This window comes from Pseudomonas sp. P4795, from assembly GCF_048822895.1.
In the GTDB taxonomy this organism is placed as follows: domain Bacteria; phylum Pseudomonadota; class Gammaproteobacteria; order Pseudomonadales; family Pseudomonadaceae; genus Aquipseudomonas.
The window spans coordinates 135,908-159,481 of the sequence record NZ_JBMFBT010000010.1 but is presented as its reverse complement, the minus strand read 5'-3'; the positions used below and the strand labels follow the sequence as shown (position 1 = coordinate 159,481).

21 protein-coding genes and 1 pseudogene are annotated in these 23,574 nt (G+C 58.9%); 11 read left to right on the top strand and 11 right to left on the bottom strand.

The window, feature by feature from the left end; translation table 11 throughout:
* Window positions 1-52: 52 nt before the first annotated feature.
* Window positions 53-1,132, bottom strand: a complete 1,080-nt coding sequence (trmA, locus tag ACOI8A_RS24890; RefSeq protein ID WP_420648483.1) for a tRNA (uridine(54)-C5)-methyltransferase TrmA — start codon at window positions 1,130-1,132, stop codon at window positions 53-55.
* A complete protein-coding gene (locus ACOI8A_RS24885; protein WP_420648482.1) occupies window positions 1,129-2,424 on the bottom strand; it encodes an NCS2 family permease in 1,296 nt (431 codons plus the stop codon). The genes trmA and ACOI8A_RS24885 overlap by 4 nt, the downstream gene beginning before the upstream one ends.
* A gap of 220 nt (window positions 2,425-2,644) precedes the next feature.
* Between ACOI8A_RS24885 and ACOI8A_RS24880 the strand changes: the two genes are divergently transcribed.
* Both ACOI8A_RS24880 and ACOI8A_RS24875 read left to right on the top strand, forming a co-directional pair.
* Window positions 2,645-3,094 (top strand): DUF4879 domain-containing protein, encoded by a 450-nt coding sequence (locus ACOI8A_RS24880; protein WP_420648481.1) that lies wholly within the window; start codon window positions 2,645-2,647, stop codon window positions 3,092-3,094.
* A gap of 67 nt (window positions 3,095-3,161) precedes the next feature.
* Window positions 3,162-3,713 carry a DJ-1 family glyoxalase III gene (locus ACOI8A_RS24875; RefSeq protein ID WP_420648480.1) on the top strand — a complete coding sequence of 184 codons (552 nt, stop codon included), beginning with the start codon at window positions 3,162-3,164 and terminating at the stop codon, window positions 3,711-3,713.
* Window positions 3,714-3,720: 7 nt separating this feature from the next.
* On the opposite strand, the gene ACOI8A_RS24870 is transcribed toward ACOI8A_RS24875, so the two are convergent.
* Window positions 3,721-4,959: an MFS transporter gene (locus tag ACOI8A_RS24870; protein ID WP_420648479.1), complete on the bottom strand. Its 1,239-nt coding sequence runs from the start codon at window positions 4,957-4,959 to the stop codon at window positions 3,721-3,723.
* 404 nt (window positions 4,960-5,363) lie between these two features.
* Here ACOI8A_RS24870 and ACOI8A_RS24865 point away from each other — a divergent pair, with 404 nt between their 5' ends.
* The 3 genes from ACOI8A_RS24865 (at window position 5,364) to ACOI8A_RS24855 (ending at window position 8,060) form a co-directional block, all read left to right on the top strand.
* Window positions 5,364-6,806, top strand: a complete 1,443-nt coding sequence (locus tag ACOI8A_RS24865) for a cytochrome ubiquinol oxidase subunit I (protein ID WP_420648478.1) — start codon at window positions 5,364-5,366, stop codon at window positions 6,804-6,806.
* Window positions 6,807-6,809: 3 nt separating this feature from the next.
* Window positions 6,810-7,817, top strand: coding sequence for a cytochrome d ubiquinol oxidase subunit II (cydB, locus tag ACOI8A_RS24860; protein ID WP_420648477.1), 1,008 nt, complete (start codon window positions 6,810-6,812; stop codon window positions 7,815-7,817).
* A 75-nt stretch (window positions 7,818-7,892) separates the two neighbouring features.
* Window positions 7,893-8,060 carry a DUF2474 domain-containing protein gene (locus tag ACOI8A_RS24855; RefSeq protein WP_420648476.1) on the top strand — a complete coding sequence of 56 codons (168 nt, stop codon included), beginning with the start codon at window positions 7,893-7,895 and terminating at the stop codon, window positions 8,058-8,060.
* A 41-nt stretch (window positions 8,061-8,101) separates the two neighbouring features.
* Here ACOI8A_RS24855 and ACOI8A_RS24850 read toward each other — a convergent pair whose 3' ends face one another.
* Together ACOI8A_RS24850 and ACOI8A_RS24845 are read right to left on the bottom strand one after the other, a co-directional pair.
* Window positions 8,102-9,226 carry a methyltransferase gene (locus ACOI8A_RS24850; protein ID WP_420648475.1) on the bottom strand — a complete coding sequence of 375 codons (1,125 nt, stop codon included), beginning with the start codon at window positions 9,224-9,226 and terminating at the stop codon, window positions 8,102-8,104.
* Window positions 9,227-9,396: 170 nt separating this feature from the next.
* Window positions 9,397-10,128, bottom strand: coding sequence for a helix-turn-helix transcriptional regulator (locus tag ACOI8A_RS24845; protein ID WP_420651377.1), 732 nt, complete (start codon window positions 10,126-10,128; stop codon window positions 9,397-9,399).
* 295 nt (window positions 10,129-10,423) lie between these two features.
* On the opposite strand from ACOI8A_RS24845, the gene ACOI8A_RS24840 reads away from it, so the two are divergent.
* Window positions 10,424-11,200, top strand: coding sequence for a ferredoxin--NADP reductase (locus ACOI8A_RS24840; RefSeq protein ID WP_420648473.1), 777 nt, complete (start codon window positions 10,424-10,426; stop codon window positions 11,198-11,200).
* 41 nt (window positions 11,201-11,241) lie between these two features.
* On the opposite strand, the gene mscL is transcribed toward ACOI8A_RS24840, so the two are convergent.
* Complete coding sequence (gene mscL, locus ACOI8A_RS24835; RefSeq protein WP_420648472.1) at window positions 11,242-11,658, bottom strand: large-conductance mechanosensitive channel protein MscL; 417 nt, start codon at window positions 11,656-11,658, stop codon at window positions 11,242-11,244.
* Between the two features lie 283 nt (window positions 11,659-11,941).
* On the opposite strand from mscL, the pseudogene ACOI8A_RS24830 reads away from it, so the two are divergent.
* Together ACOI8A_RS24830 and radA are read left to right on the top strand one after the other, a co-directional pair.
* Window positions 11,942-13,482: pseudogene (locus ACOI8A_RS24830) on the top strand (catalase).
* A gap of 105 nt (window positions 13,483-13,587) precedes the next feature.
* On the top strand, window positions 13,588-14,955 hold the full coding sequence (gene radA, locus ACOI8A_RS24825) for a DNA repair protein RadA (protein WP_420651378.1): 1,368 nt from the start codon (window positions 13,588-13,590) through the stop codon (window positions 14,953-14,955).
* A 9-nt stretch (window positions 14,956-14,964) separates the two neighbouring features.
* On the opposite strand, the gene ACOI8A_RS24820 is transcribed toward radA, so the two are convergent.
* Window positions 14,965-15,333: a PilZ domain-containing protein gene (locus ACOI8A_RS24820; RefSeq protein ID WP_420648469.1), complete on the bottom strand. Its 369-nt coding sequence runs from the start codon at window positions 15,331-15,333 to the stop codon at window positions 14,965-14,967.
* A 140-nt stretch (window positions 15,334-15,473) separates the two neighbouring features.
* Here ACOI8A_RS24820 and ACOI8A_RS24815 point away from each other — a divergent pair, with 140 nt between their 5' ends.
* From ACOI8A_RS24815 to yjiA, 3 genes are all read left to right on the top strand, one after another.
* Window positions 15,474-17,540 (top strand): carbon starvation CstA family protein, encoded by a 2,067-nt coding sequence (locus tag ACOI8A_RS24815; protein WP_420648468.1) that lies wholly within the window; start codon window positions 15,474-15,476, stop codon window positions 17,538-17,540.
* 15 nt (window positions 17,541-17,555) lie between these two features.
* Window positions 17,556-17,753 carry a YbdD/YjiX family protein gene (locus ACOI8A_RS24810; RefSeq protein WP_042561171.1) on the top strand — a complete coding sequence of 66 codons (198 nt, stop codon included), beginning with the start codon at window positions 17,556-17,558 and terminating at the stop codon, window positions 17,751-17,753.
* Between the two features lie 90 nt (window positions 17,754-17,843).
* Complete coding sequence (gene yjiA / locus ACOI8A_RS24805; RefSeq protein ID WP_420648467.1) at window positions 17,844-18,815, top strand: GTPase; 972 nt, start codon at window positions 17,844-17,846, stop codon at window positions 18,813-18,815.
* Window positions 18,816-18,931: 116 nt separating this feature from the next.
* Here yjiA and ACOI8A_RS24800 read toward each other — a convergent pair whose 3' ends face one another.
* The 4 genes from ACOI8A_RS24800 to glyA form a co-directional block, all read right to left on the bottom strand.
* Window positions 18,932-19,642, bottom strand: coding sequence for a GntR family transcriptional regulator (locus tag ACOI8A_RS24800; RefSeq protein WP_420648466.1), 711 nt, complete (start codon window positions 19,640-19,642; stop codon window positions 18,932-18,934).
* A 25-nt stretch (window positions 19,643-19,667) separates the two neighbouring features.
* Window positions 19,668-20,372 carry a FadR/GntR family transcriptional regulator gene (locus ACOI8A_RS24795; RefSeq protein ID WP_420648465.1) on the bottom strand — a complete coding sequence of 235 codons (705 nt, stop codon included), beginning with the start codon at window positions 20,370-20,372 and terminating at the stop codon, window positions 19,668-19,670.
* An 83-nt stretch (window positions 20,373-20,455) separates the two neighbouring features.
* Window positions 20,456-21,769 carry a C4-dicarboxylate transporter DctA gene (locus ACOI8A_RS24790; RefSeq protein WP_420648464.1) on the bottom strand — a complete coding sequence of 438 codons (1,314 nt, stop codon included), beginning with the start codon at window positions 21,767-21,769 and terminating at the stop codon, window positions 20,456-20,458.
* 325 nt (window positions 21,770-22,094) lie between these two features.
* Window positions 22,095-23,348 carry a serine hydroxymethyltransferase gene (glyA, locus tag ACOI8A_RS24785; protein ID WP_420648463.1) on the bottom strand — a complete coding sequence of 418 codons (1,254 nt, stop codon included), beginning with the start codon at window positions 23,346-23,348 and terminating at the stop codon, window positions 22,095-22,097.
* Between the last annotated feature and the right edge of the window lie 226 nt (window positions 23,349-23,574).

The window sequence follows — 23,574 nt, the reverse complement described above, 5'->3', positions numbered from 1 at the left end:
CGCACAAAAAAGCCGTCAATCACGACGGCTTTGTTGTGTCAGGCAGTTGCAATCAACGCCGGGTCAGCATCACGCCGGATTCCATGTGGTGCGTCCACGGGAACTGGTCGAACAGCGCACAGCTGGAAATGCGGTGCGTGTCGTGCAGTTGCGCGATGTTCGCTGCGAGGGTTTCCGGGTTGCAGGAGATGTACAGGATGTTGTCGAAGCGTCGGGTCAGCTCGCAGGTATCCGGGTCCATGCCGGCACGTGGCGGGTCGACGAACACGCTACCGAATTCGTAGCTTTTCAGGTCGATGCCGTGCAGGCGACGGAACGGACGCACTTCGTTCAGTGCTTCGGTCAACTCTTCGGCGGACAGGCGCACCAGGGTGACGTTATCCACAGCGTTTTCGCTGAGGTTGCTCAGTGCAGCGTTAACCGAAGTCTTGCTGATTTCGGTGGCCAGCACTTTGCGCACGCGGGTGGCCAATGGCAGGGTGAAATTGCCGTTGCCGCAGTACAGCTCGAGCAAATCGTCAGTACGATCGCCCAGCGCTTCGTATGCCCAGTTGAGCATCTTCTGGTTCACCGTGCCGTTGGGCTGGGTGAACGCGCCTTCCGGCTGGCGGTAGCTGAAAGTACGCCCGCCGACTTCAAGTTTTTCGACCACGTAATCCAGGCCGAGCACTTCGCGTTTGCCCTTCGAGCGACCAATGATGCTCACGCCGAGATCCGCCGCCAGTTTGCTCGCTGCCGTGTGCCAGTGCGCGTCCAGCGGACGGTGATAGCACAGCGTGATCATCGCGTCGCCAGCCAGCGTGGTCAGAAACTCCACCTGAAACAGCTTATGGCTCAGCGCTGCATTGGCCTGCCACGCGGCTTTCAATTGCGGCATCAATTGGTTGATGCGCAGGCTGGCGATCGGGAACTCTTCGATCAGGATCGGCGTGCGTTTGTCGTCTTGCGCGAACATCGCGTAGTGACGCTCACCACCTTCGCGCCACAGGCGGAATTCGGCGCGCAGGCGGAAGTTCTGCAACGGCGAGTCAAATACGGTCGGCTCGGGCGCTTCGAATGGGGCCAGCAGGTCACGCAGGCGCGTGACCTTGGCTTCAAGCTGTGCGGCGTAGGCCTGGGAATCAAAAGTCATGCGTTGAACCAACCCAACTTGATCACGAACAGAGTCGACAGAATCACCAGCGCCGGGTTGAGCTCACGGCCGCGGCCGGACAGCAGCTTGATGCCAGTCCAGGCGATGAAACCGAAAGCGATGCCGTTGGCGATGGAATAGGTGAATGGCATCGCAAGCGCGGTGACCACCACGGGCGCGGCAACGGTAATGTCGTCCCAGTCTATTTCTGCCAGGCCGGAAGTCATCAGCACGGCGACGAACAGCAGGGCTGGCGCGGTAGCGAATGCCGGAACGCTGGAGGCCAATGGCGAGAAGAACAACGCCAGCAGGAACAGAATCGCGACCACTACCGCGGTCAGGCCGGTGCGGCCGCCGGCACTCACGCCGGCTGCAGATTCGATGTAGCTGGTGGTGGTCGAGGTGCCCAGCAGCGAGCCGGCCATTGCCGCAGTACTGTCAGCGATCAGGGCGCGGCCCATCTTCGGCATGTGGCCGTCCTTGCCCATCAGGCCCGCGCGCTTGGCGACGCCGATCAAGGTGCCGGAGTTGTCGAACAGGTCGACGAACAGGAAGGCGAAAATCACGCTGACCAGACCGATGTCCAGTGCGCCTTTGATGTCCAGTTGCATGAAGGTCGGGGCCAGCGATGGCGGCATCGAGGTCACGCCGGCGAACGGAGTGAAGCCGAAAGCGATCGAGACGATGGTCACCGCGAGAATGCCGATCAGCACCGCGCCACGAACTTTCAAGGCTTCAAGGGTAACGATCAGGGCGAAACCGAGGGTAGCGAGGATCGGTGCCGGTTGTTTCAGGTCGCCGAGGCCGACCATGGTCGCCGGGTTGCTGACCACGATCCCGGCGTTGTGCAGGGCGATCAGCGCCAGGAACAGGCCGATACCGGCGGCAATCGCCGAACGCAGCGGCAGCGGGATGCTGTTGATGATCCATTCACGGATGCGAAAGATCGACAGCAGGAAGAAGCACACCGCCGAAATGAACACCGCGCCCAGCGCCACTTGCCAGGTGTGGCCCATGTGCAGCACCACGGTGTAAGTGAAGAAAGCATTCAGGCCCATGCCCGGCGCGAGGGCGATCGGGTAGTTGGCGATCAGGCCCATGACCGTCGAGCCAATGGCGGCTGCCAGACAGGTAGCGACGAACACCGCACCTTTGTCCATGCCGGTCTCGCCGAGAATGCTCGGGTTGACGAACAGAATGTAGGCCATGGCCAAGAAGGTCGTGACGCCCGCCAGAATCTCGGTGCGCACGTTGGTGTTGTGTGCCTTGAGTTGAAACAGCCTTTCCAGCATGTCTGCTCCCCGTGGCGCGCGTGGCGCCGTGAATGTGTCGACCTCAACAGCAAAGCACAGACCGTCGGATGCGCCTGGGATTTTTGCTGGGCCGGAAAAAGCCGCGCATCATACCAGCAGCGTGAGCAATTGGGCGGATGTTGGAGGCGATCGTCGGCGAAGTTTTGCCTCAGCGGCAAGTGCGCCATACTGCGCGCTGATTTTTCGGGGGATCGATTGCATGAACAAGGGTTGGATGAAGGCTTGCGGGCTGATGATATCGCTGCTGAGCGGGATGCCGGCAGCATTTGCGGCGTCGGCACCGCCGCTGTCAGAGGTCAAAGTGATCAAGGTGCAATCGGCCTCCTGCGGGCTGGAAGACATTAGCGACGGTCAGGCGCAGACCGGTTGCAATCACGGCGGGTCGAGCATCAAGGTGTATGTGCTGGAAATCGGCTACGGACAGAATCAACCGCAAGCCACACTGGATGGTTTTGAAGTCAACGGCAGCCGCAGCCCGGTCTGTGCCTTCGATAACGGCAATCTGACCGAGTGCTCGCCGGGCCGCAAAACCGTCGGCTCTCTATATAGCTTCGATCTGGCGGGCAAGCAGCAGGGCACGTTTACCTTCAGCAACACCTCGATCAACGCCCCGCGCAACACGTTGTCTACCCAGCTTTACATCAAGTAACGCCTCGCACCAAACGGTGCGCGGCAAAGCTGACTACGCTTTAAAGATCACTCAGCGGATAGCGCCCATGACCTTTAGAGCTCTGATCACCCTCGCCGAGGGCATCGATGATCTGCAAAGCGTGACCCTGATCGACGTGTTGCGCCGCGCCGGCATCGAAGTGCTGGCGGCGAGCATCGAAGGCCGACGCATGCTGACTTGCGCCCGCGGTACCCGAATCACCGCCGATGGCATGCTGGTCGATGTGCTGGCGCAGACGTTCGACCTGATCGTCCTGCCCGGCGGTGCCGTCGGCGCGCAACACTTGGCGGCGCATCAGCCTCTGCAACAATTGCTCAAGGATCAAGCCAGCGCCGGCCGACTGTTCGCCGCCATCGCCGAAACCCCGGCCGTGGCCCTGCAAGCCTTCGGCGTACTGCGCCAACGGCGCATGACCTGCTTGCCGAGCGCGAGCCATCAACTGTCCGGTTGTACGTTTGTTGATCAGTCAGTGGTGGTCGACGGCAACTGCATCACCGCCCAAGGCTCGGGCGCCGCGCTGGCATTTGCGCTGACGCTGGTCGAGCAACTGTCGGGTAAAGCCGTCAGAGCGAAAGTGGCGGGGGAGTTGTTGGCCTGAATGACGCTCAGACCTTCACCTCTTCCACCGCCACATGCATCCGGTCGCGATTGGCCAGCGTCGGGAACAGCTTGATCCACGTGCCCGTGACCAGCAGCGTGCCGATCCCGCCCATGACTACCGCCGGCACAGTGCCGAACCAATGGGCGGTGACGCCGGATTCGAATTCGCCCAGCTGGTTCGAGGCGCCTATGAACAGGCCGTTGACCGCGCTGACGCGGCCACGCATTTCGTCCGGGGTTTCCAGTTGCACGAAGGAGGCGCGGATGACCATGCTGATCATGTCCGCCGCGCCGAGCACCACCAGCACCGCCAGCGAAAACCAGAACGAAGTCGACAGACCGAAGGCAATGGTCGCGACGCCGAATATGCCGACTGCGGTAAACATCACCCGGCCAACGTTGCGCTCCACGGCAAATCGCGCCAGATACAGTGACATCAGCAACGCGCCGACCGCTGGTGCCGAGCGCAGCAGGCCCAGGCCCCACGGCCCGGTCAACAGAATGTCTTTGGCGAACACCGGCAACAGCGCCGTGGCGCCGCCGAGCAGCACTGCGAACAGATCCAGCGAAATTGCCCCGAGGATGTCCGGTCGGCTGCGGATGAAGCGAATCCCGGCCAGCAAGGAATCCAGCGTGGCTTTGCCTTTATTCAGCGGCGTCTGCCGCGCGGGCAGGTTGAGCATCAGGGTGCAGGCGATTACATACAGAATGACGGTCGGCCCGTAGACCCAGACGCTGCCGAACGCATAGAGCAAACCGCCGAGGGCCGGCGCGACGATGGTTGCTGATTGCTGCGCGGACTGCGCCGCCGCGACCGCTCGTGGAAACAGCGCCGTGGGCACGATGCTCGGCAACAGGGCTTGGGTGGTCGGCATTTCAAACGAACGCGCGGCGCCAAGCAGAAACGCGAGGATGAAGATCATTTCCCGCGTGACATGATCAGTAGCGCTGCCAATCGCCAGCGCCAGGGCGATCAACGCCTGCAACGACTGGCAGATCGCCGCGACCCTGCGTCGGTCATAGCGGTCGGCCACATGCCCGGTGTGCAGCATGAACAGCACGCGCGGGGCAAATTCCACCAATCCCACCAGCCCCAGATCGAGTACGTTGCCGGTCAGTTGGTAGAGATTCCAACCGATCGCCACCGTCAGCATTTGAAAACCGCTGGCAGTAAAAACGCGGGCCATCCAGAACGCCAGGAACGGACGATGGTGACGTAGCAGCAAAGGCTCTTGGCTGGGCATCTGAGGGCGATTCTTGAGCGAGGGGAATGCCGAGACTATCACCAGAATGTAACGAGAAGTTGCCATGCACAAAAATTTAGTTAGCTAGACACCGATATTTCCGCGCCCGCACGGCAATCTTCCGAACAATGTATTGCAGAGCATTGCCGAAGCTATGAGGCAACCTGTCACGCGGCAAACGACCACAGTAACCGCCGGCAAAAATGGGACTACTCTTTCAACGTTGATTGATCCAGATCAAGGCCCTTAACGGAATTGATCCGGCGGCCAAATGGCCAGACTCCCTGCGTTGCGATGCCTGTAAAAAAAAGAACGAATACAAATTCGCCGCACTCCATATCCGTGGGGGCAGTGGGTGCAGGCCACAAGCCTTGCAGCCGGTATTACCTGACAGAGGAAGACTTATGTTCGGTTTAGAGGCACTAGATCTCGCCCGAATTCAGTTCGCATTCACCATCTCGTTCCACATCCTGTTCCCGGCCATCACCATCGGCCTGGCGAGTTACCTGGCAGTGCTCGAGGGGTTGTGGCTGAAGACGCACAACGACACCTACCGCGACCTCTACCATTTCTGGTCGAAGATCTTTGCCGTCAACTTCGGCATGGGCGTGGTTTCCGGTCTGGTCATGGCCTATCAGTTCGGCACCAACTGGAGCCGCTTCTCGGACTTCGCAGGTTCCGTGACCGGGCCGCTGCTGACCTATGAAGTGCTCACGGCATTCTTCCTCGAGGCCGGCTTCCTGGGGGTAATGTTGTTCGGCTGGAACAAGGTCGGACGCAAGCTGCACTTCTTCGCCACGGTCATGGTCGCCGTCGGCACGCTGATCTCGACGTTCTGGATTCTCGCCTCCAACAGCTGGATGCAGACGCCGCAGGGCTTCGAAATCGTCAACGGTCAGGTGATTCCGACCGACTGGTTCGCGATCATCTTCAACCCGTCATTCCCGTACCGTCTGGCACACATGGCCACGGCAGCGTTCGTGGCGACGGCGTTCTTCGTTGGTTCATCGGCGGCCTGGCACTTGCTGCGCGGCAAGGACAACCCGGCGATTCGCACGATGCTGTCGATGGCGATGTGGATGGCGCTGATCGTCGCGCCGATCCAGGCAGTGATCGGTGACTTCCACGGTCTCAATACGCTCAAGCATCAGCCGGCAAAAATCGCCGCGATTGAAGGCCACTGGGAAAACCACGGTGACGAGCCGACGCCGCTGATCCTGTTCGGCTGGCCGGACATGAAAGAAGAGCGCACCAAGTTTGCCGTGGAAATTCCGTACCTCGGCAGTCTGATCCTGACGCACTCGCTGGACAAACAAGTCCCGGCGCTCAAGGAGTTTCCGCCGGAAGACCGGCCGAATTCGACCATCGTGTTCTGGTCGTTCCGGATCATGGTCGGCCTGGGCTTCCTGATGATCTTCACCGGTTTGTGGAGTTTGTGGCTGCGTAAACGCGACAAGCTGTATACCTCGCGACCGTTCCTGTATCTGACGTTGTGGATGGGGCCGTCCGGTCTGATCGCGATCCTCGCCGGCTGGTTCACTACCGAAATCGGTCGTCAGCCGTGGGTGGTCTACGGGCTGATGCGCACGGCGGATGCGTCTTCCAATCACAGCTTCTTGCAGATGAGCATCACGCTGATCATGTTTGTGGTGGTGTACTTCGCGCTGTTCGGTGCCGGTCTCGGTTACATGATGCGTCTGGTGCGCAAAGGGCCGAAGATCGACGAAGGCAAGGAGACCACTGACGGTGGTCCAGGCCAGCAACGCACCCCGGCGCGTCCGTTGTCCGCTGCTGACGACGATGACACCGAGGCTGACAACACCCGCAGCCTGACCAAGGAGATTTGAATCATGGGTATCGATCTTCCGCTGATCTGGGCCGTGATCATCATCTTCGGCATCATGATGTACGTGGTCATGGACGGCTTCGACCTCGGTATCGGGATTCTCTTCCCGTTCATCCCGGGCAAAGTCGACCGTGACGTAATGATGAACACCGTCGCCCCGGTCTGGGACGGCAACGAAACCTGGCTGGTACTGGGTGGCGCGGCGTTGTTTGGGGCATTCCCGCTGGCGTATTCGGTGGTGCTCTCGGCGTTGTACCTACCGCTGATCTTCATGCTGATCGGGCTGATTTTTCGCGGAGTGGCGTTCGAGTTCCGCTTCAAGGCCAAGGACGACAAGCGTCACCTGTGGGACAAGGCGTTCATCGGCGGTTCGGTGGCGGCAACGTTCTTTCAGGGGGTGGCGCTCGGGGCGTTCATCGACGGCTTTCCAGTGGTCAATCGGCAATACGCCGGCGGTTCGCTGGACTGGCTGACGCCATTCACCCTGTTCTGCGGCGCCGCGCTGGTGGTGGCGTACGCCTTGCTCGGCTGCACCTGGCTGATCATGAAAACCGAGGGCAAGCTGCAGGAACAGATGCACAACCTCGCGCGCCCACTGGCCTTCGTGCTGCTGGCGGTGATCGGTGTCGTCAGTATCTGGACGCCGCTGGCGCACACGGACATCGCTGCGCGCTGGTTCACGCTGCCGAATCTGTTCTGGTTCCTGCCGGTGCCGATCCTGGTGCTGGTGACAATGTATGGCTTGATCCGAGCAGTAGCGCGAAATGCCAACTACACGCCGTTCCTGCTGACGCTGGTGCTGATCTTCCTTGGCTACAGCGGACTGGGCATCAGCCTGTGGCCGAACATCGTGCCGCCGTCGATCTCGATCTGGGACGCCGCCGCACCGCCGCAAAGCCAGGGCTTCATGCTGGTCGGCACGCTGTTCATCATCCCGTTCATCCTGGGTTATACCTTCTGGAGCTACTACGTGTTCCGCGGCAAGGTCACCCACGAAGACGGTTATCACTAGAGTTGAATTGTGGGAGCGGGTTCGCCCGCGATGGCGTCGGTTGCGGCGCCATCGATCTACTGAGGATCAAAGCAAATGAACGGCAAACATTCCCTGCACGACATTGAAGAAGCCGAAAAAAAGCCGCTGTGGCAGCGGCTCGGATGGTTGGCGATGATCTGGGTCGGCAGCGTCGGCGCACTTTTCATCGTTGCGAGCCTGATGCGCATGTTCATGAATGCCGCGGGCTTGAGTACGCACTGAAGCAAAAAAAACCTCCGTCTGGAGGTTTTTTTATGCACTGACTATTTGCGTGCTTTGAGAATCACGAATTTCGGTGTGGTCGCCACTTGCTCGACACCGCGGAACAGCCGCGCCAGTTTGGTGTGATAACCCAGGTGACGGTTGCCGACAATGTACAGCGCACCGCCGACCACCAGCGCCTCGCGGGCCTGCTGGAACATGCGCCAGGCGAGGAAGTCACCAACTACCTGTTGTTGATGGAACGGCGGATTGCACAGCACCACGTCCAGCGACTGCGGCTCTTGCCCGGCCAATCCGTCCCCGGCGCGCACAATCACCTCACGCTCACCCAGCGCTACGCGCCAGTTTTCGGAGGCGGATTGCACCGCCATGAACGATTCGTCTACCAACGTATATTGCGCATCCGGGTTTTGCAGAGCGCTGGCGATGGCCAGCACGCCATTGCCGCAGCCGAGGTCGGCGACGCGGGCGGCGCCAAGGTTTTTCGGCAAATGCGGAAGAAACGCGCGAGTGCCGATATCCAGGCCTTCGCGACAGAACACGTTGGCGTGATTAAGCAGTTCGATTGCTGGTTCGTCGAGGTTGTAGCGGGTCGGATACGGCGAGACGGCTGGCGCTTTGGCTTCAGGTGTGGCGATCAGCAATCGCGCCTTCTTCACCGCCAGCGATGCTTGTACCGGGCCGATGTAACGTTCCAGCAGATCACCGGCGGCGCGCGGCAAATGCTTGACCATCGCCGCCGCGACCACTTGCGCGCCGGGTGCCAGTTGCCCTTGCAGGCGAATCAATTGTTCTTCCAGCAGCGCCAGGGTTTTCGGCACGCGGATCAGCACCCGGTCGAACGGGCCATTCAATGTTTCGCTTGCTGCGATGCCTTGTATGGCATCGAATGCATGGCCATTGCGCAGCAGGTTCTTTTCCAGCCCCTGAAAGGCCAGAAACGAGTCGCCGCTGCTGCTCACCTGAACCTTGCCTGCCAGGCTGATGGCCAGAGCGCCGAAACTGTCGTTGAGCACCAGCACCCGCGTATCTGCAGCCGGCTGTTGCTCGGCCAGATGGTTGAGCAGGTATTCATCGGCCGCATCGAAAGCTTGCAGCGGTTCATTCTGCTGGTCGGGCTGGCGGATCAGGTCGAGTTGGGCGAAGGGTGTATCTAGCAAAGGCATGGGGCGGGACTCTGGATAATCAACGGGTGTCCAGCAGCCTCTGGGGCGGCAGAACCATCCGAGTGGACTGCAACGTAAAAGATCACGCCATCACTCAGGAAGGTTGCAGATGTTACGTTTTTTTGGCCCGCATTACCCGGCCGTTTTGCGCTGATTCGCCACGGGCTCTACTAGATAACCCCCAGTTTCGAGGCGGCCATCACGGCAGACATCTTGTTGCAGACGTTCAACTTCTGGATCGTCCTAGCCACATGATATTGCACGGTACGTTCAGTCACGGCAAGAATCTTGCCAATTTCGTAAGCGGTCTTGCCCATCGCGCAGAATCGCAGAATCTCTACCTCGCGCTTGGTCAACCGCACTAGGGGAATCTTTGCTGACCGGGGAGGAAGGGTACGGGCAAACAGCTCACTCAAATGGCTGGTCACGTAAAACAGGCATCCGAAGTGTTCGTACAGTTCAATCTGGCTCACTTCGCGGTGGGGCCGCACCACGCTGAGCATGCAGCACAGGCCGCTTTCCTCGTGATGGAATGACTGCGACCAGCCAAATTGCAGGCCTTGATCCAGCAGTGCGTCCCATAAGTGGGGCGTTTTAGAAAAAGCTTCCTGGCTCCACACGATGGGCAGCATGGATTGATTGCAATGCGCCCTTATCGGGTTGTTTTCGCAATAACTGTCGTCAATCAGCCGGTTCCATCCGAGAGGGAAGTTATTGATATGAAAAGCATTGAACGACGAATCCTGATGTTGGGAAGTGACTGAAACTCCGCAGTAATTGAAGCCGATGTTTTTCGCGAATGTCGCCAGAATCGGGTAGAGCGAATCGATTCCCTTCGCGCGGGTCAGCTGCTTTAGCTGCAACTCCTTCCATTGTTCCATTGTTCCATTGTTCCATTTCATTAGATCTCCTGATTGTCTCGCGGGGTTGCCGTGCTTGGATCCAATTGCCCGGCACGAAGACGAGTGTAGGATGCTTCCTACAAAATGTTTGAACTTTTTTGTTCTTGAACAGTATCGAAATCTGGAATATCGGAACTTAGTGCAGACGGTCGTTATATTTAGCTAATCATTCAATACAACTTATGTACGGGATGGTTAAAGATTTTTTGATACTAGTGAAAGGCCACTACTGTTTGTCGGTGGTTTAATGGTCGGCACTGCGCGAGACTGCAGTTATTGTTGATGGAGTGACGTAATGACCGCCAGTGCAGAGAAATTCACTCAACAGACGCTGCTTGATGTACAGCCGCTAACCGCGAGTCTGTTCACCTTGCGCACCACGCGCGACCCGGGATTCCGCTTTCGTGCAGGGCAGTTCGCGCGCCTCGGCGTAACTCGCGAGGATGGCAGCACCGTGTGGCGCGCCTATTCGATGGTGTCTTCACCCTTCGACGAGTTTCTCGAGTTTTTTTCCATCGTGGTTCCGGGCGGGGAGTTCACCAGCGAGCTGAGCCGGTTGAAAGTCGACGATACCTTGCTGGTCGAGCGCCAGGCCTTCGGCTATCTGACGCTGGATCGCTTCGTCGATGGTCGCGACCTGTGGTTGTTATCCACTGGCACAGGGGTCGCGCCCTTCCTGTCGATTCTCCAGGATTTTGAAGTCTGGGAGAAATTCGAGCGGATCATTCTGGTTTACAGCGTGCGCGAGGCGCGGGAGCTGGCTTATCTGCAACTGATTGCCGAGCTTACGCAGCGCGATTATCTGGCCGAACATGCGCACAAACTGCAATTCATCCCGACGGTTACCCGTGAGCTTCATCCCGGTGCACTGAACGGGCGGATCACTACGCTGCTCGAGAACGGCGAACTGGAGCGTACTGCCGGGTTGCAGCTGACCGCCGTGCATTCGCGGGTGATGCTCTGTGGCAATCCACAGATGATCGATGACACCCGGGCGCTGCTCAAACAGCGCGGCATGAATCTGAGCCTGAGCCGGCGACCCGGACAGGTAGCGGTAGAAAATTACTGGTAAAAAAAACGGCGCCCCGCAGGCGCCGTTTTCTCTTGCACGGGTCACTCGACCCGAGTGTTCTGCGCCTTGAGCAGATCACGGATCTCACCCAGCAGTTCTTCTTCTTTGGTCGGCACTGGTGGCAAGGTCGGGGCCACAGCTTCTTCGCGCTTGAGGCGATTGATGGCTTTGACGCCCATGAAAATCGCGAAGGCGACGATCACGAAGTCGAGCACGGTCTGCAGGAATTTGCCGTATGCCATCACCACGGCAGGGATATCACCTTGGGCCGCCTTGAGTGTGATGACCAGATCGCTGAAGTCGACCCCGCCGATCAGCAGCCCGATTGGCGGCATGATCACATCGCCGACAAATGACGAAACGATCTTGCCGAACGCCGCGCCGATGATGATACCGACGGCCATGTCGACCACATTGCCTTTGACCGCGAAGGCCTTGAACTCGCTAAGCACGCCCATAGTTATTTCCTTGTTACAGATGAGTTTGGTGTACGCAGTGTAAATCAGCAAAACGCGTCCTGCGCGCAACACCTTCTTACAAAGCACTTTTTATCGACACATCAATCCGCAATTAGTTTGCAAAGTGCCAGCAATCGCGCGCGAAATACTCCGTAAAGCGCTGATCTGGAAGCTATTTTTATCAATCGTCGGGTTGTGAACTTTCTATTTATGTTCTGCGAGCGTGAGCTCTAGCCTCTGTTGGGCGCACCTGGATGCGCTCAATAAAACAGAGGAATCTGATATGAACTCGACTCTTGGGCTGGGAGCTTGCTCCTACGGTCGTACGCTCGGCGTGCTCGCCGCCAGCTTGCTGACCCTCTCCGTGAACGCTGAACCTCTGACCCGCGATAATGGTGCGGCCGTCGGTGATAACCAGAACTCGCAAACCGCCGGCCCTAACGGCCCGGTGCTGCTGCAGGACGTGCAACTGATCCAGAAACTGCAGCGCTTCGACCGCGAACGCATCCCCGAGCGTGTGGTTCACGCGCGCGGGACGGGCGCCCACGGCAGCTTCACCGCAACCAATGACCTGAGCGACCTGAGTAAAGCCAAGGTATTCGCTGTCGGTCAGGTCACTCCAGTGTTCGTGCGCTTTCCGCCGTTGTACACGGCAACCACTCCCCGGAAACCCTGCGTGATCCGCGAGGGTTTGCCACCAAGTTCTACACCGCTGATGGCAACTGGGATCTGGTAGGCAACAATTTTCCGACGTTCTTCATCCGTGATGCGATCAAGTTTCCGGACATGGTGCATGCCTTCAAACCCGATCCGCGAACTAACCTCGACGATGATTCGCGCCGTTTTGACTTCTTCTCTCACGTGCCGGAAGCCACTCGCACTTTGACCGAGCTGTACTCCAACTCGGGAACGCCAGCCAGTTACCGGGAAATGGATGGCAACAGTGTGCATGCGTATAAGTTGATAAACGCCAAAGGCGAAGTCACTTATGTCAAGTTTCACTGGAAGAGTCAGCAGGGAATTAAAAACCTGACTCCAAAACAAGTTTCAGAGGTTCAAGGAAAAGATTACAGCCATATGACCAATGACTTGGTGACGAACATTAACCAAGGCAATTTCCCTAAGTGGGACTTGTACATCCAGGCGATAAAACCGCAAGACTTGTCCAAGTTTGATTTCGATCCATTGGACGCCACCAAGATATGGCCGGGTATACCTGAGCGTAAAGTTGGACAAATGGTGTTGAACCGTAATCCGGCGAATGTATTCCAGGAAACCGAGCAAGTCGCCATGGCGCCATCGAATGTCGTGCCGGGCATCGAGCCTTCGGAAGATCGTTTGTTGCAAGGGCGGATTTTCTCCTACGCGGATACGCAGATGTATCGTTTGGGTGCCAATGCGCTGCAACTGCCAGTCAACGCGCCTAAAGTCGCCGTCAACAATGGCAATCAGGATGGCGCGATGAACGCTGGCGCCAGCACCTCTGGCGTGAACTACCAGCCAAGTCGCCTGCAACCGCGCGAAGAAACGCAAAGTGCCCGCTACAGTCAGTTGGCGCTGCAAGGCAGCACCCAACAGGCGAAGATCCAGCGCGAGCAGAACTTCAAGCAGGCCGGGGATCTGTATCGCTCGTTCAGCAAAAGCGAACGTCAGGATCTGATCGACAGCTTCGGTGGCTCGCTGGCGGGGGCCGATGACGAGAGCAAGCACATCATTCTGTCCTTCCTTTATAAGGCCGATCCGGAATACGGCAGCGGTGTGACCAAGGTCGCCAAAGGTGATCTCAGTCGCGTCGAGGCGCTGGCAGCCAAACTGGTCGACTGAAAAATCGGGGTCTGAGTCAGACCCCAATTCATCCATAAGTCCAGAGTTGCGCCGCACTGATCCACGACAGCTGCGTTATCATCGGCGTTTTTGTCGGGGGTTCTCATGGCCAAGGCCAAGCGCATGTATGGCTGCACCGAGTGCGGCGCAACCTTTCCCAAGTGGGCCGGCCAGTGCGGCGAATGCGGCGCCTGGAATAGCCTGACCGAAACCATGGTCGAGAGTGGCGGCGCAGCAGCGCCGAGCGGGCGCACCGGTTGGACCGGGCAGCAGGCGCAGATCAAGACGCTCGCTGAAGTCAGCGTCGAAGAAATCCCGCGTTTTTCCACAGCCTCCAGTGAGCTGGATCGGGTACTCGGCGGCGGACTGGTGGACGGCTCGGTGGTGTTGATCGGCGGCGACCCCGGCATCGGCAAATCGACGATTCTGTTGCAGACCCTGTGCAACCTCGCCAAAACCATGCCGGCGCTGTACGTCACCGGCGAAGAATCCCAGCAGCAAGTCGCCATGCGTGCCCGTCGTCTCGGGTTGCCGCAGGACAAACTGCGCGTCATGACCGAAACCTGCATCGAAACCATCATCGCCACCGCCCGCCTGGAAAAGCCCAAGGTGATGGTGATCGACTCGATCCAGACGATCTTCACCGAACAACTGCAATCGGCACCGGGTGGCGTGTCGCAAGTGCGCGAAAGCGCAGCGTTGCTGGTGCGCTACGCGAAGCAGAGCGGCACAGCGATTTTCCTGGTTGGTCACGTCACCAAGGAAGGCGCCTTGGCCGGGCCGCGCGTGCTGGAACACATGGTCGATACTGTGCTGTATTTCGAGGGCGAGTCAGATGGCCGCTTGCGTTTGTTGCGCGCGGTGAAGAACCGTTTCGGCGCGGTCAACGAATTGGGCGTGTTCGGCATGACCGACAAAGGCCTGAAAGAAGTCTCCAACCCTTCGGCGATTTTTCTCACACGTGCTCAGGAAGAAGTCCCGGGCAGCGTGGTGATGGCGACGTGGGAAGGCACGCGGCCGATGCTGGTCGAAGTGCAGGCGTTGGTCGATGACAGTCATCTGGCCAATCCGCGCCGAGTCACCTTGGGCCTGGATCAAAATCGTCTGGCGATGTTGCTGGCGGTGTTGCATCGCCACGGCGGGATTCCGACTCACGATCAGGACGTGTTTCTTAACGTGGTCGGCGGCGTGAAGGTGCTGGAAACGGCGTCTGACTTGGCATTGATGGCAGCGGTGATGTCGAGCCTGCGTAACCGGCCGTTGCCGCACGATCTGTTGGTCTTCGGCGAGGTCGGCCTGTCCGGCGAAGTGCGCCCGGTGCCTAGCGGTCAGGAACGCTTGAAAGAAGCCGCCAAACACGGCTTCAAACGCGCCATCGTGCCCAAGGGCAACGCACCGAAGGAAGCGCCGCCGGGTCTGACGATCATCGCCGTGACCCGTCTGGAGCAGGCGCTGGATTCGTTGTTCGAGTAACGCGCCGCGCTACACCTCGATCAATGCGCCCAATTCCCGCTCGAGCTCCTGCGGATCGCCCAGATTGAACTCGATCAGGCGCCGCAGGCGTTCAATCGATTCAAGGCTGATGTGCTTGCTGACGAAGCCGAGCTGACCATGGTCATCGTGGGTCAGCAGCACGTCCATCTTGATTCCGACCTCGTCGTTGAGATGGATGTCGACCAGAAAATGCCAATCCGGATTGCCCAGCCATGGCTCGGGCTTCTCGATCAACAGCCCCTTGAGGGACAAGTCGATCAGCTTGACCGTCCAGATGAATTCTCCCTGACTCAATTCGGTCCGGGCATCGAACGCGATACGTTTGAAGCGGCGACGCTCTGCTGGGTGCTCGCTCATGGCGCTATCCTCACGAAGGTCTGCTGACTATAGACCAACCTTTGAACCGTCTAGACCAATGTCGGGGTATGGCCTTTGGCGCCAGTAGCGCTAAACTCGGGGTGGCTATCTTTCTTGTCCACCCTGGCTGGAATAAAAAAATGAAAAATAATAATAGCCTGCTACGCCACTTACCCTGGCTGCTGCTGGCAATCGTAGGAGCGTGCGCCCTGGGCGTAGTGGCATTGCGCCGAGGCGAGGCGATCAACGCCTTGTGGATTGTGGTCGCCGCCGTGGCCATTTATCTGGTTGCGTACCGCTATTACAGTCTGTTCATCGCTAACCATGTGATGCAACTCGATCCGCGTCGGGCCACCCCCGCCGTGCTCAACAACGACGGTCTGGACTACGTTCCGACCAACAAACACATTCTGTTCGGTCACCACTTCGCGGCAATTGCCGGCGCAGGGCCTTTGGTTGGCCCGGTTCTGGCGGCGCAGATGGGTTATCTGCCCGGTACCCTGTGGCTGATTGCCGGCGTGGTGCTGGCGGGTGCGGTGCAGGACTTCATGGTGCTGTTCATGTCGACCCGGCGCAATGGCCGCTCCCTGGGCGACATGGTGCGTGAAGAAATGGGCCGTGTGCCCGGCACCATCGCGCTGTTTGGCTGCTTCCTGATCATGATCATCATCCTTGCGGTGCTGGCGCTGATCGTGGTCAAAGCTCTGGCCGAAAGTCCGTGGGGCATCTTTACGGTGATGGCGACCATCCCGATCGCGATGTTCATGGGCATTTACATGCGCTACATCCGTCCGGGTCGTATCGGTGAAATCTCGGTGGTCGGCGTGTTGCTGCTGCTGGGTTCGATCTGGCTGGGCGGGCAGATTGCTGCCGATCCGGTCTGGGCCAAGGCGTTCACCTTCACCGGCGTACAGATTACCTGGATGCTGGTCGGTTACGGTTTCGTGGCCGCTTCGTTGCCGGTGTGGCTGATTCTGGCGCCGCGTGACTACCTCTCCACATTCCTCAAGATCGGTACCATCGTCGCTCTGGCGATCGGCATCCTGGTGACCATGCCCGAGCTGAAAATGCCCGCGCTGACCCAGTTCGTCGACGGCACTGGTCCGGTATGGAAGGGCGGTCTGTTCCCGTTCCTGTTCATCACCATCGCTTGCGGTGCGGTCTCGGGTTTCCATGCGCTGATCTCTTCCGGCACCACGCCGAAGCTGCTGGATAACGAAACCAACGCACGTTACATCGGTTACGGCGGCATGCTGATGGAGTCGTTCGTGGCGATCATGGCCATGGTCGCCGCGTCGGTGATCGAGCCAGGCGTGTACTTCGCCATGAACAGCCCGGCGGCAGTCGTCGGCAGTGATGTGGTGTCGGTTGCGCAAGTGGTCAGCAGTTGGGGCTTCGCGATCACGCCTGAGGCGTTGCAAGCCGTGGCGCATGACATCGGCGAAACCACCATTCTGGCGCGTGCCGGTGGTGCGCCGACGCTTGCGGTCGGTATCGCGCAGATCCTGCACAGTGTACTGCCGGGTGAAAACACCATGGCGTTCTGGTACCACTTCGCGATCCTGTTCGAGGCGCTGTTCATCCTCACCGCAGTAGACGCCGGTACCCGTGCCGGACGCTTCATGCTGCAGGATCTGCTCGGCTCCTTCGTTCCGGCCCTCAAGCGTACCGAATCCTGGACCGCCAACCTGATCGCCACTGCCGGTTGTGTGGCGATGTGGGGCTGGTTGCTGTATCAGGGCGTGATCGATCCACTGGGTGGCATCAATACCTTGTGGCCACTGTTCGGTATCTCCAACCAGATGCTGGCCGGTATCGCGCTGATGCTTGCAACGGTTGTGCTGATCAAAATGAAGCGTCAGCGCTACATTTGGGTCACCTTGTTGCCAGCCACCTGGCTGCTGATCTGCACCACGACTGCAGGCTTCATCAAGCTGTTCGACGCCAACCCGGCGATCGGCTTCCTGTCGCTGGCCAAGAAGTACAGCGATGCGCTGGCCAATGGTCAGGTGCTCGCTCCGGCGAAAAGCGTCGAGCAGATGCAGCACGTGATCTTCAACGCTTACACCAACGCAACGCTGACGGCGCTGTTCCTGTTCGTGGTATTCAGCATCCTGTTCTATGCGCTGAAGGTAGGCATCGCCGCCTGGGGCAAAAAAGAGCGTACGGATAAAGAATCGCCATTCCAGGCGCTGCCGGATGCGTAACCAGAGGATTGCAGCATGTTCAATGACCTGAGTCGCCTCGGTAAATACCTCGGTCAGGCCGCGCGCCTGATGGTCGGCATGCCCGACTACGACACCTACGTCGAGCATATGCAGAACAAACACCCGGACAAACCGGTGATGAGCTACGAGATGTTCTTCAGGGAACGTCAAGAGGCGCGTTACGGTGGCAAGGGTGGGCCGAAGTGCTGTTGATCTGACAGCCTGAAGCCGATGCAATCCCCCTGTGGGAGCTAGCCTGCTAGCTCCCACATTTGTTTTGTGTTTTTAAAAGGAGATCGTGTTTTGTCCTCTCCCATCCCGGTCACGGTGCTCAGCGGTTTCCTCGGCGCCGGCAAGACCACATTGTTACGCCACCTGCTCAAAGCCGAGCACGGCCTGAAAATCGCCGTGATCGAAAACGAATTCAGTGACGCCGGCATCGACACCCAGTTACTCGGTGATGAGCCGGTGCAAGTCATGACCCTGGCCAATGGCTGCGTGTGCTGCACCATTCACACCGATCTGACCAAAGCGCTCTATCTGCTGCTCGAACGTCTGGACAGCGGCGAAATTGCCTTCGACCGTCTGGTGATCGAATGCACCGGGCTGGCCGATCCGGCGCCAGTCGCGCAAACCTTTTTCATCGATGAAGAGCTGCGCGAGCGTTACCTGCTCGACGGCATCATCACCTTGGTCGACGCGGCCCACGCCGATGTACATCTGACCCAGACCATCGCCCAGGCACAGATCGGTTTCGCCGACCGCTTGCTGGTGAGCAAAACCGATCTGGTGGATGAGGCTGCGTTTACCGCGCTCAGCGAACGCCTGACCCGCATCAATCGTCGCGCGCCAATCCGCGTGGTCGAGCACGGCAACATTGATCTGGCCGAGCTGCTGGATGTGCGCGGCTTCAACCTGAATGCCGATCTCGGCGGCGGCCTGAGTCTGCGTCCGGTGAGCAAAGCGCCTTCCATCGACCGCATTTCCAGCCTCGTGCTGCGCACCGATCAGCCGCTGGATATCGATCAGCTCAGCGAGTTCATGAACGAGCTGCTGGAAGAGCACGGCAAACAACTGCTGCGCTACAAAGGCGTGCTGAACATTGCGGGTGAGGATCGGCGGTTGGTGTTTCAGGGCGTGTTGAAACTCTACGGTTTCGACTGGGACACTGAATGGGCCGAGGGTGAGGCGCGGGAAAGTGTGATCGTGTTTATTGCTGATGATTTGCCGGAAGAGAAGATTCGGGCGGGGTTTGCCAAGGTGGCTGCGGCCTGATGTTTCTTCGGTGTCAGTGATGGACCTATCGCTAGCAGGCTAGCTCCCACAGTGGACTGCATGCTGTCAGTTGGAATGCAGTTCCCTGTGGGAGCTAGCCTGCTAGCGATGGCGATTCAAGCAACAACACAACCCTCAAGGGATGAACTCAAGAGAGTCTGCTCAAGATGATCCAGATGTTGATTCATCAGCATCATGGCTGTCGCCGCATCCCTGCGCTCCACCGCCTCGACAATTGCCAAATGTTCCTGCCACGCGCAACAGCCGTGCGTACTTTCAGCTGAGCGCGCAATCGCCAGAGACGTCAACGGCACCAATGTAGAAAGAAAATGCGCCAACGGTGCATTCCCCGCCATTTGCGCCAATTGCAGATGAAACTCCCCAGACAAGCGAATCGCCGCACCACGCCGATCCTGTTCCACCGCCGCGCGCTCACGCTCGATCAGCGCCCGCAAGCGTTGCACACCCTCGGGCCGCGCATACTGGCAGGCCAGTCGCACCAGCGTGCTTTCGGTCAGGCGCCGCGCGTGCAGTGCCTGACGCGTGTGCTCAAGATCCAGCGCGGCCACTTTCGGTCGATGATTGACCCGCAAAACGATGATCTGCTGATGCGCCAACTGCGTCAGCACTCGGCGCACATCCGCACGGCTGACCCCGAACATCTGCTTCAGGCTGTCTTCAGTAAAGCGACTCGCCGGATCAATCCGCTGTTCGAGAATCGCATCAAACAGCCGTGGATACAGATCATCCGCCGGTGCATCAAAACGAGAGAAGGGCAGGGCAGCCGAGTTCCGGCGATCGTGCAACGGTGTGGCAAGACTGTTCATGGCCTGTCTCCAGTGCATGGCGGGTTCAGCTACCGAGGTTGTCGTCCGGGATGTTCAGTTCGATGCCCATCCGCTGGCCTTCACGCAAAATGTGCCGGCGCATTTCGGCGCTGGCCTGGGCGCTGTTCTTGCTGCGGATCGCGCGCACCACGGCTTCGTTTTCTTCCAGCCGCTCGGCCAGATGCTCAGGTGAATTACGCAGCACCTCGGCGCTTTGCTTGAGGGCGTTGCTGGTCTGTTGCACCACGCTCTGGAAAATCGGGTTCGAGGTCAGGGTGAACAGTTCTTCGTGAAAGGCGATGTAAGCGCTGACTCCCGCCTCGCTGTCGCCGGCTTCAAGGGCTTCGCGCATGTCCATCAGGGTCAGGCGCAATTGCCCGACTTCCTTGCTGCTGATCGACTGCGCGACCAGTCCGACGATGAACGGCTCCAGCGTGTAGCGCAGCTGCAGCACGTCTTCGAGGCTGGCGCCGGCCACTGCGCTGTCGTGGCTTTGACTGTCATTGAGTTGCGCGTCGAGTACCACCACGCCTTTGCCCGGCATTGAGCGGACCAGGCCAAGGGTCTCCAGCACGATCACCGCTTCGCGCAGGCTCGGGCGGCTGATGCCCAGTTGTTCGGCCAGTTCGCGCTGGCCCGGCAGCATTTCGCCGGAGCGCCATTGACCACGGGCGAGGGCGGCCCGGAGTTTTTCCACGACTGAGTTGACGACGGTTGAGGTGGTAATCACTTGTCTTGCTCCATGGGCCTGCGGGGTTACCGCAGACGAAGATCAAAAGATCGCAGCCTGCGGCAGCTCCTACAGGGTTGAAATCAGAACTCTTGCTGGTGCGCAGGAGTCGCTGTTTTACGCGGTTGAAAGGTATAGCCGTGCTGTCCGTCGAGTACCTTGTTCGCCCGCTGCACGTCGATGTCCTTTTCCCAGCGGGCGATGGCCACGGTGGCGACGCAGTTGCCGATCAGATTGGTCAGCGCGCGGCCGATGCCCATGAACCAGTCCACTGCCAGCACCAACACCAGACCGACCACCGGGATTGCCGGAATCGCCGTCAGCGTCGCTGCGAGAATCACCAACGCCGAACCGGGAATGCCGTGCGCGCCTTTCGAGGTAATCAGTGACACCAGCAGAATCGTCAGCAGATCAGTCATGGCCAGCGGCGTACCGGTGGCGTTGGCGATGAACACGATGGCCAGCGTCAGGTAGATCGAAAAACCGTCGAGGTTGAACGAGTAGCCGGTAGGAATCACCAGCCCGACCGTCGAGCTGCCGATGCCGAGGTGTTCGAGTTTGCGCATGATCTGTGGCAGTACGGCATCCGACGATGCGGTGCCCATCACGATCAGCAATTCCTCACGCAGGTACTTGAGCAGCGGCCACATACGCAGGCCGGACAAACGCATCACCAGACCGAGAATCAACGACACGAACGCCACGCAGGTCAGGTAGAACAAGCCGACCAGACTGCCCAGATGTTGCAGCGAGTCGAGGCCATATTTGCTGGTGGTGAAGGCGATGGCGCCGAATACGCCAATCGGCGCCAGACGCACGATCATGCCCATGATGCGGAAGATCACATGGCTCAATTCGTTGATCAGCCGCGAAATCCCCGAAGCGGCTTCGCCGACCAGATTAAGTGCGCTGCCGAACAGCACCGAAAACAGCAGCACTTGCAGAATGTTGTTGTCGGCAAAGGCGCCGATCACCGAGGTCGGAATCAGGTCCATCAGAAATTGCGTGGTGGTATGCATGTGCTGACCGCGCTGGGCAATGTCGCCCATGTCCGCAACTGACAGTTGCTCCAGATGGATATTCGCGCCGCTGCCGATCCCGGTGCTGAAGGCGAATACCAGGCCGATCACCAGCGCGATGGTGGTCAACACTTCAAAGTAGATCACCGATTTGAGGCCAATGCGTCCGACCTTCTTCAGATCGCCCGCGCCGCTGATGCCGCTGACCACTACGCAGAACACGATCAGGCCGATGAGCATCTTAATCAGTTTGATGAACCCGTCGCCAAGCGGTTTGAGCTGGGCCGAGTATTCAGGAAGGGTCAGCCCGCAGACGATGCCGAGCACCAGTCCGAGAACCACTTGAAGGAAGATTGAACGCGAGCACCATCTGAGCATGGGAGGAATCCTGGTCGGTGTCCTGGTTGCCGTACGCTGCGCGTATCAGATTCAGGACTTAATTATTGTGGTCTTACCGGTATGTCCAGTGCGGGTGCAGTCTAGGCTTGGTTTTTTCGGGATGACAAGTGAAAATCACAAAATTGGCATGACCGGTCTGACCAGTGGCCGAAGATCAAAAGATCGCAGCCTTCGGCAGCTCCTACAGGAGGTACGCGTTCCAAATGTAGGAGCTGCCGGAGGCTGCGATCTTTTGGTCTTTACGACAGGCGAAAAAAAACCGGCCATCACTGGCCGGTTTCATGCTGCAGATTTAACGTCGCAATTACGCGCCGTATACCGGCAGTTTCTTGCAGATGGCTTTGACTTTCTCACGAACGGCGTCGATCACCGCTTCGTTGTTCAGGTCTGCCAGGATGTCGCAGATCCAGCCGGCCAGCTCTTTGCACTCTGCTTCCTTGAAGCCACGAGTGGTCACGGCCGGGGTGCCGAAGCGCAGGCCGGAGGTGACGAACGGCGAACGTGGATCGTTAGGCACAGAGTTCTTGTTCACGGTGATGAAAGCTTTGCCCAGAGCGGCGTCAGCATCTTTACCGGAGATTTCCTGCTTGATCAGCGACAGCAGGAACAGGTGGTTTTCAGTACCGCCGGAAACCACGTCGAAACCGCGCTCGATGAATACGCTGGCCATCGCCTGGGCGTTTTTCACCACTTGTTGCTGGTAAGTCTTGAACTCAGGCTGCAGGGCTTCTTTGAAGCAGATCGCTTTAGCGGCGATCACGTGCTCCAGCGGACCACCCTGGGCGCCCGGGAATACGGCGGAGTTGAGCTTCTTCTCGATGTCGGCGTTGGCCTTGGCGAGGATCAGGCCACCACGAGGACCGCGCAGGGTCTTGTGAGTGGTGGTGGTCACGACGTCAGCGTATGGAACCGGGTTCGGGTAGACGCCAGCAGCGACCAGACCGGCCACGTGCGCCATGTCAACGAACAGGTACGCGCCAACCTTGTCAGCGATTTCGCGGAAGCGTGGGAAGTCGAGGATCTGCGAGTAGGCAGAGAAACCGGCCACGATCATTTTCGGCTTGTGCTCAACCGCCAGACGCTCGACTTCGTCGTAGTCGATCAGGCCGTTGGCGTCGATGCCGTACTGCACGGCGTTGTACAGCTTGCCGGAGGAGGAAACGCTGGCGCCGTGGGTCAGGTGACCGCCGTGGGCCAGGCTCATGCCCAGGATGGTGTCACCGGCCGACAGCAGAGCCAGGTAAACGGCGCTGTTGGCTTGCGAACCGGCGTGTGGCTGAACGTTGGCGTAATCAGCGCCGAACAGTTCTTTGGCGCGGTCGATGGCCAGCTGCTCAACGATGTCGACGTATTCGCAACCACCGTAGTAGCGCTTGCCCGGGTAGCCTTCGGCGTATTTGTTGGTCAGAACCGAGCCTTGAGCCTCCATCACCGCTGGGCTGGTGTAGTTTTCCGAAGCGATCAGCTCAATGTGTTCTTCCTGGCGCTGAGCTTCTTGCTCCATGGCGGCAAAAAGATCGGCGTCGTACTTGGCAATAGTCAAATCACGGCTGAACATGGCGGTCCTCAAGGATCGGGGGCAGAAAAGGGGGCATTCTAACCCAATGGGTTTTGGAAGGCATATGAAAGGACATCATGTCGCAGACAAGTGGCTTTCATGACCGGATATGCGGTCTCAGTGCTGGCCTCATCGCTGGCAAGCCAGCTCCCACAATGTCTGTGTTTCAGCCAAAGAATATTGATCCACAGCAAGTCCCCTGTGGGAGCTGGCTTGCCAGCGATGA